This is a genomic window from Parageobacillus galactosidasius, assembly GCF_002217735.1.
Classification (GTDB): domain Bacteria; phylum Bacillota; class Bacilli; order Bacillales; family Anoxybacillaceae; genus Parageobacillus_B; species Parageobacillus_B toebii.
The window spans coordinates 1,539,133-1,553,123 of the sequence record NZ_NDYL01000001.1; the positions used below are offsets into that span (position 1 = coordinate 1,539,133).

General features: G+C 33.5%; 28 protein-coding genes. 27 read left to right on the forward strand and 1 reads right to left on the reverse strand.

Features of this window, described 5'->3' with window-relative positions; translation table 11 throughout:
* Positions 1–20 precede the first annotated feature (20 nt).
* A complete protein-coding gene (locus B9L23_RS08000; protein ID WP_089097255.1) occupies positions 21–713 on the reverse strand; it encodes a MerR family transcriptional regulator in 693 nt (230 codons plus the stop codon).
* Between the two features lie 652 nt (positions 714–1,365).
* Between B9L23_RS08000 and B9L23_RS08005 the strand changes: the two genes are divergently transcribed.
* From B9L23_RS08005 to B9L23_RS08130, 27 genes are all read left to right on the forward strand, one after another.
* Positions 1,366–1,863, forward strand: a complete 498-nt coding sequence (locus tag B9L23_RS08005) for an RNase H family protein (protein ID WP_169712533.1) — start codon at positions 1,366–1,368, stop codon at positions 1,861–1,863.
* A gap of 14 nt (positions 1,864–1,877) precedes the next feature.
* Positions 1,878–2,291, forward strand: coding sequence for a hypothetical protein (locus B9L23_RS08010; protein WP_089097257.1), 414 nt, complete (start codon positions 1,878–1,880; stop codon positions 2,289–2,291).
* Positions 2,291–2,425, forward strand: a complete 135-nt coding sequence (locus B9L23_RS21345) for a hypothetical protein (RefSeq protein ID WP_281255477.1) — start codon at positions 2,291–2,293, stop codon at positions 2,423–2,425. Before B9L23_RS08010 ends, B9L23_RS21345 begins: the two co-directional genes overlap by 1 nt.
* A gap of 89 nt (positions 2,426–2,514) precedes the next feature.
* A complete protein-coding gene (locus tag B9L23_RS08015) occupies positions 2,515–2,730 on the forward strand; it encodes a hypothetical protein (protein WP_089097258.1) in 216 nt (71 codons plus the stop codon).
* A 116-nt stretch (positions 2,731–2,846) separates the two neighbouring features.
* The gene (locus B9L23_RS08020) at positions 2,847–3,098 is read left to right on the forward strand and encodes a hypothetical protein (RefSeq protein ID WP_089097259.1); all 252 of its coding nucleotides are present in this window, start codon (positions 2,847–2,849) and stop codon (positions 3,096–3,098) included.
* Positions 3,099–3,279: 181 nt separating this feature from the next.
* Positions 3,280–4,287 carry a hypothetical protein gene (locus B9L23_RS08025; protein WP_089097260.1) on the forward strand — a complete coding sequence of 336 codons (1,008 nt, stop codon included), beginning with the start codon at positions 3,280–3,282 and terminating at the stop codon, positions 4,285–4,287.
* Between the two features lie 188 nt (positions 4,288–4,475).
* Positions 4,476–6,341: a DEAD/DEAH box helicase gene (locus tag B9L23_RS08030; RefSeq protein WP_089097261.1), complete on the forward strand. Its 1,866-nt coding sequence runs from the start codon at positions 4,476–4,478 to the stop codon at positions 6,339–6,341.
* Positions 6,342–6,771: 430 nt separating this feature from the next.
* Positions 6,772–7,056: a hypothetical protein gene (locus B9L23_RS08040; RefSeq protein WP_089097263.1), complete on the forward strand. Its 285-nt coding sequence runs from the start codon at positions 6,772–6,774 to the stop codon at positions 7,054–7,056.
* Positions 7,028–7,273 carry a hypothetical protein gene (locus tag B9L23_RS08045; protein WP_089097264.1) on the forward strand — a complete coding sequence of 82 codons (246 nt, stop codon included), beginning with the start codon at positions 7,028–7,030 and terminating at the stop codon, positions 7,271–7,273. The genes B9L23_RS08040 and B9L23_RS08045 overlap by 29 nt, the downstream gene beginning before the upstream one ends.
* A gap of 30 nt (positions 7,274–7,303) precedes the next feature.
* Positions 7,304–7,813: a YopX family protein gene (locus tag B9L23_RS08050; RefSeq protein ID WP_089097265.1), complete on the forward strand. Its 510-nt coding sequence runs from the start codon at positions 7,304–7,306 to the stop codon at positions 7,811–7,813.
* A gap of 21 nt (positions 7,814–7,834) precedes the next feature.
* Positions 7,835–8,020, forward strand: a complete 186-nt coding sequence (locus B9L23_RS08055; protein ID WP_089097266.1) for a hypothetical protein — start codon at positions 7,835–7,837, stop codon at positions 8,018–8,020.
* A gap of 37 nt (positions 8,021–8,057) precedes the next feature.
* Positions 8,058–8,426, forward strand: coding sequence for a hypothetical protein (locus B9L23_RS08060; protein ID WP_089097267.1), 369 nt, complete (start codon positions 8,058–8,060; stop codon positions 8,424–8,426).
* Positions 8,411–8,854: a hypothetical protein gene (locus tag B9L23_RS08065; protein WP_089097268.1), complete on the forward strand. Its 444-nt coding sequence runs from the start codon at positions 8,411–8,413 to the stop codon at positions 8,852–8,854. Before B9L23_RS08060 ends, B9L23_RS08065 begins: the two co-directional genes overlap by 16 nt.
* Positions 8,855–8,945: 91 nt before the next feature.
* Entirely contained in the window at positions 8,946–9,308 is a 363-nt protein-coding gene (locus tag B9L23_RS08070; protein ID WP_089097269.1) for a hypothetical protein, read from the forward strand.
* 16 nt (positions 9,309–9,324) lie between these two features.
* The gene (locus B9L23_RS08075; protein ID WP_089097270.1) at positions 9,325–9,519 is read left to right on the forward strand and encodes a hypothetical protein; all 195 of its coding nucleotides are present in this window, start codon (positions 9,325–9,327) and stop codon (positions 9,517–9,519) included.
* A gap of 5 nt (positions 9,520–9,524) precedes the next feature.
* On the forward strand, positions 9,525–9,959 hold the full coding sequence (locus tag B9L23_RS08080; protein WP_089097271.1) for a YopX family protein: 435 nt from the start codon (positions 9,525–9,527) through the stop codon (positions 9,957–9,959).
* Positions 9,949–10,101, forward strand: a complete 153-nt coding sequence (locus tag B9L23_RS20390; RefSeq protein WP_169712534.1) for a hypothetical protein — start codon at positions 9,949–9,951, stop codon at positions 10,099–10,101. Before B9L23_RS08080 ends, B9L23_RS20390 begins: the two co-directional genes overlap by 11 nt.
* Positions 10,094–10,429 carry a hypothetical protein gene (locus B9L23_RS08085; protein WP_089097272.1) on the forward strand — a complete coding sequence of 112 codons (336 nt, stop codon included), beginning with the start codon at positions 10,094–10,096 and terminating at the stop codon, positions 10,427–10,429. The genes B9L23_RS20390 and B9L23_RS08085 overlap by 8 nt, the downstream gene beginning before the upstream one ends.
* Positions 10,430–10,724: 295 nt before the next feature.
* The gene (locus B9L23_RS08095) at positions 10,725–10,916 is read left to right on the forward strand and encodes a hypothetical protein (protein WP_089097274.1); all 192 of its coding nucleotides are present in this window, start codon (positions 10,725–10,727) and stop codon (positions 10,914–10,916) included.
* A 39-nt stretch (positions 10,917–10,955) separates the two neighbouring features.
* Complete coding sequence (locus tag B9L23_RS08100; RefSeq protein WP_141103853.1) at positions 10,956–11,324, forward strand: hypothetical protein; 369 nt, start codon at positions 10,956–10,958, stop codon at positions 11,322–11,324.
* Positions 11,325–11,360: 36 nt separating this feature from the next.
* On the forward strand, positions 11,361–11,702 hold the full coding sequence (locus B9L23_RS08105) for a hypothetical protein (protein WP_089097276.1): 342 nt from the start codon (positions 11,361–11,363) through the stop codon (positions 11,700–11,702).
* A gap of 96 nt (positions 11,703–11,798) precedes the next feature.
* Entirely contained in the window at positions 11,799–12,143 is a 345-nt protein-coding gene (locus tag B9L23_RS08110) for a BC1872 family protein (RefSeq protein ID WP_089097277.1), read from the forward strand.
* On the forward strand, positions 12,140–12,307 hold the full coding sequence (locus tag B9L23_RS20395; RefSeq protein ID WP_169712535.1) for a hypothetical protein: 168 nt from the start codon (positions 12,140–12,142) through the stop codon (positions 12,305–12,307). Before B9L23_RS08110 ends, B9L23_RS20395 begins: the two co-directional genes overlap by 4 nt.
* Positions 12,304–12,516 carry a hypothetical protein gene (locus tag B9L23_RS08115; RefSeq protein WP_089097278.1) on the forward strand — a complete coding sequence of 71 codons (213 nt, stop codon included), beginning with the start codon at positions 12,304–12,306 and terminating at the stop codon, positions 12,514–12,516. The genes B9L23_RS20395 and B9L23_RS08115 overlap by 4 nt, the downstream gene beginning before the upstream one ends.
* A gap of 19 nt (positions 12,517–12,535) precedes the next feature.
* A complete protein-coding gene (locus B9L23_RS08120; RefSeq protein WP_089097279.1) occupies positions 12,536–12,937 on the forward strand; it encodes a hypothetical protein in 402 nt (133 codons plus the stop codon).
* Positions 12,938–12,960: 23 nt separating this feature from the next.
* Positions 12,961–13,203: a hypothetical protein gene (locus tag B9L23_RS08125; RefSeq protein ID WP_089097280.1), complete on the forward strand. Its 243-nt coding sequence runs from the start codon at positions 12,961–12,963 to the stop codon at positions 13,201–13,203.
* 15 nt (positions 13,204–13,218) lie between these two features.
* Positions 13,219–13,635 carry a hypothetical protein gene (locus B9L23_RS08130; protein ID WP_089097281.1) on the forward strand — a complete coding sequence of 139 codons (417 nt, stop codon included), beginning with the start codon at positions 13,219–13,221 and terminating at the stop codon, positions 13,633–13,635.
* The last annotated feature ends 356 nt before the right edge of the window (positions 13,636–13,991 follow it).

Consider the following 13,991-nt stretch of genomic DNA (forward strand, 5'->3'; position numbering starts at 1 on the left):
TAAAAAGGAGGATCACTGTTTTAGTGATCCTCTATACCTAATTCCTCTCTTAACATTCGCTCGAAATTTTCCTCTTTATACTTTCGTATAAACTCTTCTCGTTTAATTAGATCCTCTTCTTTGCGGAACCATCCAACTTTCTTCATCCGTTCACTTTCCGGTTTTTGATTCCACAATTTGATGGCTTCTTCTTCTAATTTATGTTCTATTCGTTTTTGTAGAATGATCATATTTAATTTTTCCATTCGTTCTTGTGCATCATTTTTAGGTTTCGGCAGCATAGTGGCTACTTGTGCAGCCGCTACTTCCTTTACAGTCTGTAATAGTTCTTCTTTTACCTTGCTGAGTTCTTTATTTAGTTCTTCCATTACCGTACGAACAATTTTTCTTTCTATTTGCGATGGATCTATTATGTCTTGATTGCTTTCCCATTCAGCCGGAAACGGACGTACTTCTACATATTTCGGAAGATGCTCAAAGATGACATCCAAGCGCCATTTTTCTTGTCGTCTCTTATAGATGAATCTCCCTATGGCGAGGTCTAACTCATCATAAACCTTTTCCCCGGCCACACGATTTACATAATGTATTCCTCTTTTTTCAAGCTCTTTAAACCATTTATCTACGGTGTTGTAATGAATTGTCCCTTCCAAGCCTTCAGTTATTTTTTCGGCAAATTCAGTGATTTGCCACACATTTGTGTTAATCTCCATTCTATTCCTCCTTCACACAACAACCTTATATAATGCTTCGATCATCAGTGATTAACTCCTCCTTTATTATGCATCATTATTAAACCAGTTGTGAAACATTTATTATAAATGATTCATCATTTTCTTCTTAGATAATGATCATTAGTAAATTATTCGTTACAGTTGATGATTCATTATTTATTTATTAATGATTCATTGATTATCAGTGATTCATTGTTTATCAGTCACATTGTTCATCATGATGAATCACTAATAATCAATGAATCACTTGTATTTATATTGTGTTTGTGTAATGATGAATCATTCGTTGTTTCATATTCATTTGTGTTTTATATCTATTCCATCATTTGTTATTCACTTATCAGCAATGATTCACACAAGCCTACGGCTTGTTTTTGTCGCCTGTCGGCGAGCTTGGTGAAATATTCTTATTATCCTGTCAATGGACAGGAGTTCCCAAGAATCCCCTGACTTTAGTCATGGGGAGTGTCAAGTCATATACTATACCAACAGATAACGATTTTGAATTAACTGAAGAAGAATTAGAAGAATTTACAAAGGACTTGCCGTTCTAGGCAAGTCTTTTTCTTTTTTACCACCTATCGGTGGACTTTGTGAAATGCAACAGAAATTCAAGAGAGGAGGTTTTCTATTGAGCAAGTTAGAGTTCGATAAATTAAGAATCGATCTATGGGTTTCTGGGACCGCTGATAAAGAGGGGAATGGCGGTTATTGCGCTTTATTGTATTGTAATATGCTTGGCAGACCGTATATAAAAACGCTTGGTGGATATGGCTCAAATACCACTGTCACTAGAATGACTTTGAAAGCGGTTATTGCCGGGCTGCGTGCAATTAAGCAAAAAGCTTTTATACATATTTACACACAAATTCCTCAAGTTTCTTCCGGACTAAATAAATACATTTACGAATGGTCAAAAAATAATTGGAAACGGAAAGATGGAGGAGAACTGCAACACGCAGACCTTTGGCAAGAAATTTATGATTTACTACAACAAAAATCGTTGCACTATAAAGTGCATTACCAAAAGGAAAGTCCAAACCCGGATTATAATCTTGTGGTGATTCACCGCTCAAGTGAGTATGCTATGAGAGCGAAGAAAACTTTAAAAGAAGTGGTGTTGCCATAAAAGGGGGAATTATAATGAGAACTATAGTTGTTCAGCATTCAAATATTCGATCTAAAAAACAAAAAAGAAAAATTAACATACATCAAAAGCAAAGAAGAAGAATTAATATATATCGTGTTGTAAGAACATTTTTAATGGTATTTATGATGACGCTTTGTGTACTTGCTTTTATATATGCATGGTGTCCTAAATATGAGGTAAAATACGTTTCTTATCAAGCGCAAAAAGGGGATACCATGTATTCAGTTGTCAAGGAATTTAATAAACATTATCCGAATAAAGATATTCGGGATTTACTTTCATACGTGCGACAAGAAAATGGGTTAGATTCTGCTGGTCGCATCCAAGCTGGAGAAACATACCGAATCCCCGTTATTCAGAGGAGAATATCATTTTTTGAATATTACTTTGGAGGAGAGGATAAGTAATGTTTCGTTTAAATGGTAAAAAAGAAGATCATCAGGAAGAACATCCATGGGATGGATTAAGTGTTTGGGAAATCTTTTTAGGCTTTTTTATTATTGGCATGATTTTTGGTCTTATTAGCTTATTATTCACATAAATAATTTTCTATTGATATTTGATATTTTTTTGCCGCCTGTCGGCGGGCTTTGTGGAAAATTAAATTGATTGTAATAAGGAGGAACTACTATGGGTTTGAATTTTTCATATAAAGTAGGTTCAATGCAAGTACAAATTCCTCAAACAGACCTTATTCCAGAAATGAATATTAATCTAGAAAATGTAGAAGTTGAAGTACAAAATTTAGATTTAAAAGATGTTATGGAATTAATAAAGACAGTTAAAGAGTTAAAGCCATCTTATGATTTCGATTTAAATAGGTTGGATTTTAATTTAACAAAATAGTTGTTTCTGGAGTGCTCCATAGCGAGCACTCTTTTTTGTTGTCAAAGAAAGAGATGTTGTGAAACATCTTTTCCTTTGACAACAAAAAATGTTTATTAAAAAGGGGAGGATATATGATGTTGCAACAACCAAATTTGTCTGGTGTAACCAATATTAAAGAATTAAAACGCAGATTAAAAGATTTTACGTTGCAAGAGAAATGCGAAATTTTAAGTTACTGGATAAATGAAATCAATAATGAAGTGGAAATAGCAATTCGACAAGGGAATAATGCTCTTGCTATTTGGAGAATGGCTCAAGCTGCTATGTTTGAAGATGTTCTATTTGAATATGAACGTGCCCTAGTTAAAGAGGGTGCGTTGTTATAATGTTCTACGCTGTTGCATTTTTACTACTATGTGCAACGGGGCATGTAGTATATGCCCCAATTTTATTGATCATTGCTTTATTACATAAAATGTTTTCCAAAATGAATTAATTTATTTTTTGTCGCCTGTCGGCGAGCTTGGTGAAAACAAATTAATTAAATCTTAATAAGGAGGAATCTTCATGTCATTCATTTTAAACATGATCCGTGAGAAAGTAGCAAGTGCTATTCAAGTAGACGTTCAGCCTGCTCAATATGGAAAATATCCTGTTACGGTTAAAGATATATCCAATTCTGTTACAGCAGGGTGGACATTGGTTTATCGAGTAGATAAGTCCAGATACAATGATGATTTATTTAGCACAACTGGGCGCTTTGCAGAATTACATATCCCAAATTTTAGCCAATTGTATTCCCATCTACAAGTTGTGTATAGTAAATTCCAAAATGGTGAAGGAGTGGAGCAACGCTATAATACTAGATTTGCTACTTATCCAATGAATGATCAACTTTGGTTTACTGCTTTGCAAAGAAAGAATGGTGTTAGCATCACAATGACTGTAATTGATCAAAATTCACCATTCCACATGCTAACAACAAATTTCTTTGTTACCATTTCTGAACATACTAATGCTCCTTATCTAGTTGGTTATGATTCTTGTTATGATCGTAATACAGACACATTCGTTGACAAATACAATTCTCACATGCTGCCACCTAAGAAACGTTATATCCCAATCCATAAGAATGGAGCAGACGCTCCATCTTTAATTAAAGCCGCTGGACAAGGTGCACAAAACGGAATGGTGATGATTGATGAAAATCAAACAGAAATCGTGTACATCCAAGAAATGAGCAATGAAAGACGCATGCTTGCTGGAATCTACGAAAGAATGATCATGGAAGTTGCTTTTGAGAAAGCAAAAGAACTTATCGTAAATCAAACTCCGGCACAAGCACTTGGTTCTTTCGGTGGTTTCCAAGGATTCCAGAATCAAAACTGGACAGCAAATACTGCATTTGGACAAGCTGCTGCCTGGAATCAACAACAGCAAGCTCAACAACAAATGCAACAACCAGTACAATTTCAAGATCAACCACAGCCAGCTTTTTCTGGATCCCAAGGTTCCTTCCAAAATCCAATAGACATAACTAAACCAGAGATAAATGATGAAAATCTCCCATTCTAATCATATCTGATCAGCTGAATGCATATTTGCGTTTGGCTGATCTTTTCCTCTATGATTGTTCCTCCCTACAATTATTCCTCCCCATCGATTTCCCCTGAAAAATGAAGTAATGTTTAAGAAATATACAAAATTTGTTATAATGAATAGTATAATCATCCCTAATGATTGTAGAAAGGGGGACACATTTCTTGATACAGGTTAGAGAACAATACGGCATGATTTATGTCCGTATTTTAGATACAGCAGAAACATTTGAATTAACTCTGAATAAAATTCGTGCCATTCCCGGCCGATCTTTTAAAATGGATACCGGTGAGTGGATGTTTCCCAAAGAAATGATAGGGGAGTTGCTTCGTCAGTTTGGGAATCAAATCGTATGGGTACAGCCCTTAGAAGAAATTGTGAAGGATGTTCCAGTAAACGATGAGTTAGTGAAGAAACATTTATCCTGGAGAGATGAAGATGACTTTAAAACGTGGAAACTAAAACCATATCCATATCAAAAGGTAGGAGCTCATTTCCTTGCAGATCGTGGCCGTGCGGCAACATTTGATTCAGTGGGTTTAGGAAAGACTCCAGAAATACTAGGAGCTTGTCAGATTCTATTTAATAAAGGAAAAGCAAAACGAGCATTAATTGTTACTCTTAATGCATTGAAGCGTCAATGGGCAAAAGAAGTAGAAAAATTTATGGGTGAACCTGCCATTGCTGTAGTAGGGGATCCAGCTAAACGCTTAAAACTAATCAAAGGCTTCGCTTCTCGTAACGATGTCAGATTTTTAATTATTAATTATGAATCCCTACGGAACGAAAAGTATATGAAAGAAATTAAGAAAATCCCATTCGATATTGTAGCGCTGGATGAAGCCCAAAAGATTAAAACAGGTGTAACTGATAAGGTATTAGGCTTAAAACCTTCCCAAAATGCAATGGCAACATATGAATTAAAATATATTCCATACAGATTTATTGCGACAGCCACACCGATTCAAGGTAAGCCGACAGAAATATGGAGTTTATTTCACTTCTTAGATGACAATATTCTTGGTCCGTGGGAAGAATTCCGTGAACGATACTGTAAGTATCATCCTCGTTATGGTGTAACTGGCTCTATGAATGACGGAGAGTTGTATTATAGAATTGCTCCATATTTTATTCGCCGCACCAAAGAAATGCCGGAAATTCAACAGCAACTTCCAAAAGTGAAACATGACCATATTTTCTTAGAAATGTCCGATGCTCAAATCAAGATACAGGATTATATTATGTACAAAATTGAAGAATTAAAAGAAGAGTCCCGGTCCATCGGTCCAAATGGTACCGTGATTAATGGCATGTTTCTCAATGAAGAACAGGCAAAAGAATATTATGATGGCATGATCCAAGGATATACTACATTCTTGCTTGTTAATTGTGATTCGCCAGAGCTATTTAAGATGTCTGATTCCCACATGGCTCATCGCATATTAAATGAACTTAATATAACAGAAAAAGAAATTACTAAGTCACCAAAATTAGATTATTTCTTAGATTTTTATCATCAAATTATAAATGATGAGCCAAACTCCAAGATCGTGGTATTTAGTCAATTTGAGCGAATGATTCAATTAATTCATAAATATATTCCAACAACGAGTGTAATTTATCATGGTCAATTACCAGACCGTGAAAAAGAATGGGCAGTGGAAAAGTTCCGTAATGATCCAAATTGCAAAGTATTTCTCGGAACTGACGCTGCCTCAACGGGCCTCAACCTTCAGGTCGCCAACTATATGGTTCACATTGATATGCCATGGGATCCAACGCTTATTGAGCAAAGAATAGGTCGTATTGACCGTACCGGAAACCCACACCCAAATATTACGATTATGTATCTCGTCATGAGTGAAGGGTACGATGAACACCTTATCGAGATCCTGCAGCGGAAGGCAGAAATGGCCCAAAACATTCTAGAAGGCGGAAAAATGAAAGCTCGCCATCAGGACTTCACACGTCTGGCACTAGAAAGAATGTTGAAAAATCAAGCCAAACGGTTAAAACAAAAAGTAATGTAGGCCGACACAAAAACGTGTCGGTCTTTATTTTTTATCGTAAATAAGCAAGAAGACTCCCACTTCTTTAGGTGGGAGATGAATTGCGAATGCTGATGGTGCATTGAATATATTAAGAAAATATATCAAAGGTATTCCCAGAGCAATACAAATTGCGAGGGATAATGGGTGCTTGAACCACCCCTTGAGAATAAGGGTAGTGTAAACTACCAAACTTCTCAAGAATCTCCACCTTCTGTAAGGTGGAGAGGTTCAAAGATTTTTTAAGAAAATTGGAGAATTTTTTAGGATATTTAAGATAAAATGTGTATTGTGTTACAAAGATGTTTTATATATTATATAAATGAAGATATCCAAAGGAATATATACATAATATGAATTTAAATATAATTATTGTTAATCAAATCAAAATAAATAAAAGTGAGGGAGCTGTATGTATAAATTAATTTGTCCTGACTTCCGTACAGAATCTTTTCATAACGGAGACCATGAAACTTGGGATCGTTGTTTAGTTTATGTGGATGAATTAGAGGATATGTACCATTTGGATAAAGGAGTAAAAGCATTGTTTTATGAGCTATTGCAACGTGGATATTGTGTTACGTCTGCTTATGAACGTATTCAAAAAGTAGAAGAAGTATTAGCAGCAGAGCATTATGAGTACGAATTATGTAAAAGTGGTGCGCAAAATGATGAAAAAGATATGGTTTTGGGTTAGTGTGTTAGTCATATTATTGTTTGCTGCATTTGATTTACGACATCAATACGTTCAATATCGTGAACCGGATTACGGCCGTAGGGTGACTATTTATTCTAAAGAAAAGGTTATACATACATATGAAAAGTTTATCACAATCCAAGGTGATACGGTTATTTTTCGCAATGATTATACAAAACTTGTGTTAAAACCAGCAAAAGTACAAATACATGAATAGAACATATATATTATCAAAGGGTGAAAATAAATGTATGTTTTCAAGGTTCGAGCATGGACAGGAGAGAAAATGATTTATTCTGATAAAGACACATACCCTTTAAATTCTTATAAGTTTGAATTTGATTGGAAAAAATGTACGGGATTAAGACTGTTTACATTTCAGCGTAGAATTCAAGTTACTGATGAAGATGGTGATACTTATACTATTCCGGATTGGATAGAAGTTGAGGATGCAATTATTACTCAATTTACAGGACTATTTGATGACACCGGTAAAGAAATTTATGAAGGAGATATTGTAGAAGTTACTGAATTCAAATCCTATCCTTATCGTGCTGTTGTGCATTTTAACTATTTAGGGGCCTGGATAAAAGGGCCTTCACTTCGAAAATTATTAGGAATCTCTGAGATTCAGCAACTATATGAATATTGTGATTATGGTTTTGGAAAAGGTATTCTATCTACATGTAAAGTCATTGGTAATATATTTGAAAATCCAGACTTAATTCCTGATGAGGAGAAAAATACCAGTAAATAAGACAACTTAGGGGGTCATCACATGTTTAAATACAAAGTAATACTAGAAGCAGAAATTGATTCATCTTATGATATTCAAAATACTAATGATCTTACATTAGAGGATATTGATTACTTAATGGATTATGCCGCTGATGCCGATTGGAAGCTGTTGCATATTAAAAAAGAAGATTCAAATACTGTTCAAGGTTTAAATATCATACAGTAAATATGTCATTTTCACTTTAAGAAATGGAGTGATAGCAGTGGGACTAGTCTCAAGCGATCAGATCAATGTTATTTTTTATGATTCTGAAACGGGTAAAGAATTGTTGGTTGGGCAAACTGAAGAAATAGAGGTTGTTACAAATTGTGAAGGCGAACAAAAACCTATGTATGAGCTTCTATTAAACAGTATATCTGGCAGTATTGATATAAATATTAAGAAACCTTTATATGATTTTGATGAATTAGTTTGTTTGTTATTTGGTGAGAATCATTGGCTATACAAAGAAATTGATCGATTAACAAAGATAAGAAACAGAACTAAAAACAAAAGAATTAAAAAGAAATTAGAGAAAAGAATGTTTACTGAGATATTTAAGGAGTGGAAACGATTATGTTTGCAAAATTAATAGATGGAGGAATTCATATGGAGTATCCATTAACAACCGGACAAATGATCGACCAACTAAAGGCAATAGAAGAAATAGCAGAAGGTGTTGATATATTAGGAAGAGAATATTGTGTGATAAAAAATGAACATGGAATGAATTTTTGTAGTTCAGAAGGCAACACAAAAGGTTATGCCCAATTTATTTTAAATCATAATATTTTGAGTGCAAGATGGCGTATTCGTCCTCGATATGTCAAATTTGGAACTGCAATGAATGCATTAAGAGAAGGCAAATGCAAATCTGTAACATTACACCATAAGGGTAAAAAGATTTCTTTTTCAAATGTAGAACCAATTCAAGAAAGTCTTGAGCTTCACCATGAAGATGATGCATGGCTTTTGACATGGCAAGATTTATTTGAAGGTCAATGGACTATTGAGTATTAACAATTAATTAAGAAGGAGTGCTAATATGACAAAAGAGCAATATAAACGATTATTACAGTTACGGAAAAGTGAAGAAGAAATGTTTTACTAATTGTTAAAAATTGCGAAAAAGAAGCCAAGAGAGCTAATTGATGAGTTGCCAATTAATCGCAAACGAGCTTTATACATACTTAAAAAGTGGTCTGAACAGGGAAAATATGATTATGGAGTATCTTTAGATTTGGGTTGGATTGTTGAACAAAAAGATAATAAAGAATTAATATTGGATCATAAAGAGTTTGCCCAAACTATTTTGAAACGACTAGAAGATAAAATTGAAGAGTATGAAAAGGAATTTTTCAATGCAAAGACAGAAAGAAGAAAAGCTTCAATAATAGGAAAAATCATGGGTCTTGTATGTGCAATTGGTGAAATAGAAGAATTTTTGAAGCAATTAGAAACTTGGTATGAATAATGTAGGTGATATATGAATGATTTGTATTGACAATCAATTAGTAGGACAATTGAAATTTGCTTATAAAGATGATAAGGAAATGGAAGAACATACAAAGAAAATGAAACAGTATGGATGGAAAATCGTCAATTCTTATTTTGATATATTAGATAATCAAACAGTTCAAGTTTTGGTTTATCAAAAGCATATTGGATACATCGAATTGGAGTGAACAAAATGAAAGAGATTAAATTTCAAGCACTTATTATAGGCGTTTCTCCAAGGCAGTATTTAGAATCTGTTGATGTATTTCGAGATAAATGGATTCTATACACACAAGATGAAAATGATCCAAATGTCTATTGGGAAGAGCCTGTTGGCTTATCTGAATTTGCAGACTTAAATGACTTAGTTTTTAGAATGTATACCGGCCGAAAAGACAAAAATGGAAGAAGAATTTATGAGGGAGATATCCTAAAGGTTCAGGGATATGGAGACAACTACGTTGTTATTCAGTGGTCAGAACAAACTGCTTCCTTTATGGCTTATTCGCCTACATTAAAGGGATATAACTTACTGAATGAAATTGATGAAATTGGTGAAATCATTGGTAATATTTACGAAAATCCAGAATTGTTATCGGAGTATCGGAGGGAATCAAATGAGCGATAAATTACGACAAATTTTGAAAACAGAACAAGCAGAGCATTATGAAGAAATATTAAAAAAGATAGCGTACACTAATGCTCCTAAATCTGTATTACAAACATGGGCTAAACAAGCATTGCAATATTGGAGGGTGAAAAATGAATAACATAGAAAAACGACTTCAAGAAATCCAAGATCGAGTACAAAAAGCATCTCCAGGTCCATGGAAAGTACAAGAAAAGATTTATGAAGATGGTAAAGAGTATTTAGCAGAAAGAAGAATTGTAACAGATTACAAACATCCACAATTAAAAGATGTTGTTGGTATTGTTACATTAGGAATTTGTATATATGAGCCACATTATCGTGTGTTTATTGACAAAGAAAATGCAGAATTTATTGCGCATGCAAGAGAAGATATTCCATTTTTGCTTAATTTAGTGAGAGAACAGCAAAAGGAAATTGATCGTTTGCAAAAGCTTGCGCATAGTTAACTTAGTATCAATAAGGAGATGACGTTCTTTACGCTTCGAAATGCATTGTTTTTTGTGATTGGTTTTTCCATATATCACACCTTGCATGTTATTATTAAACTTAATATAAAAACACCAACTGTTCAATATTATTATGATTTCTTTTGTTTTATTGTCCAACCAATTCTTGCGTTAATACTATGGGTATTTGCTGTAATTATGGAGGCTAAGATCAAAGAGAAGAAAAAACAACAGGATACAAAATAAGTATTGTGTTACATAATAGACATATGTTTCAAATTAATGGGGTGAGAGTGTGAAACAGAATGAGAAGTTCTATGTTGGGCAAAAGGTAAAAATAATAGCTAATACTTGTTGTCATCCTTTTGAGATAGGTAGTGTTGTTACTTTGGAAGCTGTTAAAGAATGTTCTGATGGTAGTTGGGATTTATATCATGATGGATGGGTGTTTGATCAAGATGATTGTGAGCCAATAGAAGAAACTTAAATGAACGATATAAAGATTACATGAAATTCATTTTGTTTTATGATAGATACATGTTGTGCAATAGAAAGGATGATAAGTATAGACATTGTAGTTACAATTCCAAAGTCTGAGTATGAAAACGATGATAGAGAAACACAAGATATGTTAGAGAAGGATTTAGTTCAATTTTGGACATTATCAAAAGTGCCGAGAAGATTAAAAATTGGTGATAGGGTCTACTTCGTAAAAGACGGAAAAATTGAGTCATCTATGAAGGTTGTCGATATTATTGAAAATTCAACAATGACATGTGAAACAACGGGAAGAACATGGTCAGGAAGATGTCAGATCATTATGGATGATTTAAGAATAGAACATTTGGATATTCAGGTAAGAGGATTTCAAGGTTTTCGTTATAAGTGGTGGTAATATGTATTTGACACAAACTGTGAAGGAGTGAATTTAATGAACAGCAAAACAAAAGAGTTGCTTCAACTATTACAAGACAATCCTGACCGAGAACTCATTTTTATGTATCCAGAAGAAGGGTCTGATCATTACTATACGTTGGGACAGCCAAAAAGGATTATACTCGATGAATACACTATCGTAGATGATATAGTTTGGTTTCGAGTTGATAATCAAGACGAGTTATTTGACTATATAGCTGAAGAAATTGCTGACAAACATTTTAATGAATTTCCTTTATCAGATGAACAAAACGAATGGGTAAATCAACAAGTTAGAAAACGGATTGATCAACTTGAATGGAAAAAAGCTATTGTTGTGTATATTGAACCAGCTTAATGTTTATTATCCTGTCAATGGACAGGAGTTCCCAAGAATCCCCTGACTTTAGTCATGGGGAGTGTCAAATTCATGTGAAAAGAAAGGTGGAACGAAATGGATCTGCGTAAGATTGATCGATTAGTACATACAAAAATCATGGGTTGGGAAGAAAGCCCATATATTGCTGGATATTTTCGTGAAGGCGCAATTAGTCTAGATTTACCTCATTATTCATCTAGCTTTGCGGAAGCTTGGCCAGTTGTCGAGAAGATGAAGGAAGCGAGATTTTCTATTAGAAAACGTTTCATTGATGAATTACAGAGAGAAGTTACTCCTGAAGAAACAAAAAACAGAGGTAATTTAATAGATGCAGGATGGATGATCTTCTTCTTAACACCAAAAGCAATATGTGTAGCTGCATTGAAAGCAGTAGGTGTAGAAGTGGAGGAAGAGGAATGAAACTAGATTTAAATAATATCAACCAACAATTAATTATAGCTGGTCTAACTGGATTGGTAGCCGATGATGGTTTAACTCCACATGAAGCATTTGAGTTGTTGGATGAAATTAAAAGAAGTACTTTCCATGCTTTGATGAAGATAAAAAAGGAGAATGAAGAATGAATAATCAAGAACAATTACAAGAAGATGGAAAATTTGTGTTAATTGAAAATATATGGGGTGGATACGGAAGGATCTGGGGTACATTTGATACACTTGAAGAAGCCCAAAATGAAGATATGAGACTTTCTTGGGTTTCTAATCTATCCATTGAATATATGAGTGAAGATGAAATTAAAAAAGGGATAAGTGAAGGGAAACTGTTTTATTAATCTGTAAGGAGGTAATTCCATGGATTACGAAAAATTTGAAACTTATGCTAAGAAAATACAGAAGATGTATTTTGAAGATTTGCGTTTATGCGGCTGCGGAAGCCCTGATCTTCGACTCAAGTTTATTAAAGGATTATTAAATCTAATTAATGATAGATACGAACAAGATTTGCCTTATGAAGAATATAAAAAGCGATTAGCTGAATTGTTTGGTTTTAAAGAAAACAAAGAAGCAAAATATTATTTCACTGGTATCCAAGATGGAATTGTAGAGTTTGTTCTTGATCAACTTAATGAGGCGGGTTTGTTAGAACATGGCGGTAGCGTAGGAGGATCCTGGCTTTCTGATTATGGAAAAGAGATGTTGAATATTCTAAATGAGATTAATGAAGAAGAATTTGATGCGTATTTAGACTACTGAAAAGAGACATTGGAGGTGAGATTATGAAAATACAAAAAGAATGGGTTAATTTTCAGATTATTGATCTAACAAATGATGAAACTATAACAATCACTAAAGATAAACTCGAACAGTTATTGGATGATAAATTTGTTGCAATGCAATTAAATGATAATGGTAGACCGGTAGTTATTTGGACAGAAAAATATGTATGTAGCATTAAAGATGTAATGATGTTTGGCGATGATCCGATTCTTGCATTGAGAAGAAATCCTGAATTTGTTTAAAAGGGGGAAATTTGCATGATTATTAGAACAATAGATGAAATTAAACAAAAAGTTGAAGAAGGTTTTAAAGCAGATGTATTTGGGTTTGGAAAATATGATATTGCAGAGGCACTACCTTTTGAAGATGTAAAAGATATGTTGTCGGAAGAATTTTTAAGCAGACCAGATGCGAAAGAATTGTGGGAAAAAGATAGACTTAAAACAAAAGAAGATGTTTTAAGAAAAATGAGAGATTATTTGGATTTTGCTTGGGAAAAAGCGAATAATGGAAGAGGATTATCTGCGGATAGAAGTATTCAGCATTATATTGCTTGGTCCTGGTTGATTGATGAGGAATTACATAATAAATTGGTTAGAATGTATTTAGAGGAATATGATGATTATGGTAAAAATATCCTTAAATATATTGAGAATTGGTTAAGCAATCAGTAAAGTAGGGTGATTATATGGATGAATTTCTAAGAAGGTTGAAAATAACATTTAAAAATGTATTCACTTTCTCAATCGTGTTATTAATCAGTGTAAATATCGCAATTTTAATACTGTCATTTAAAATAACTAGAATGATTACTGCAGCAATCATATTGTTTATGTTTTTGATTGTAATTTTAATGTTAGAATGAAATTCTAACAGATGGTAGTTATTTCGTGTAAATAAAATGCAACGAAAAATACATAATAATCAATGTAACACAATACAGTATTTCAAAGATAAATTAAGATATCTATAGAAAATGTTGTATTGTGTTACATTTTTTATTTGACATAAATGAATACCTTCTGTTATC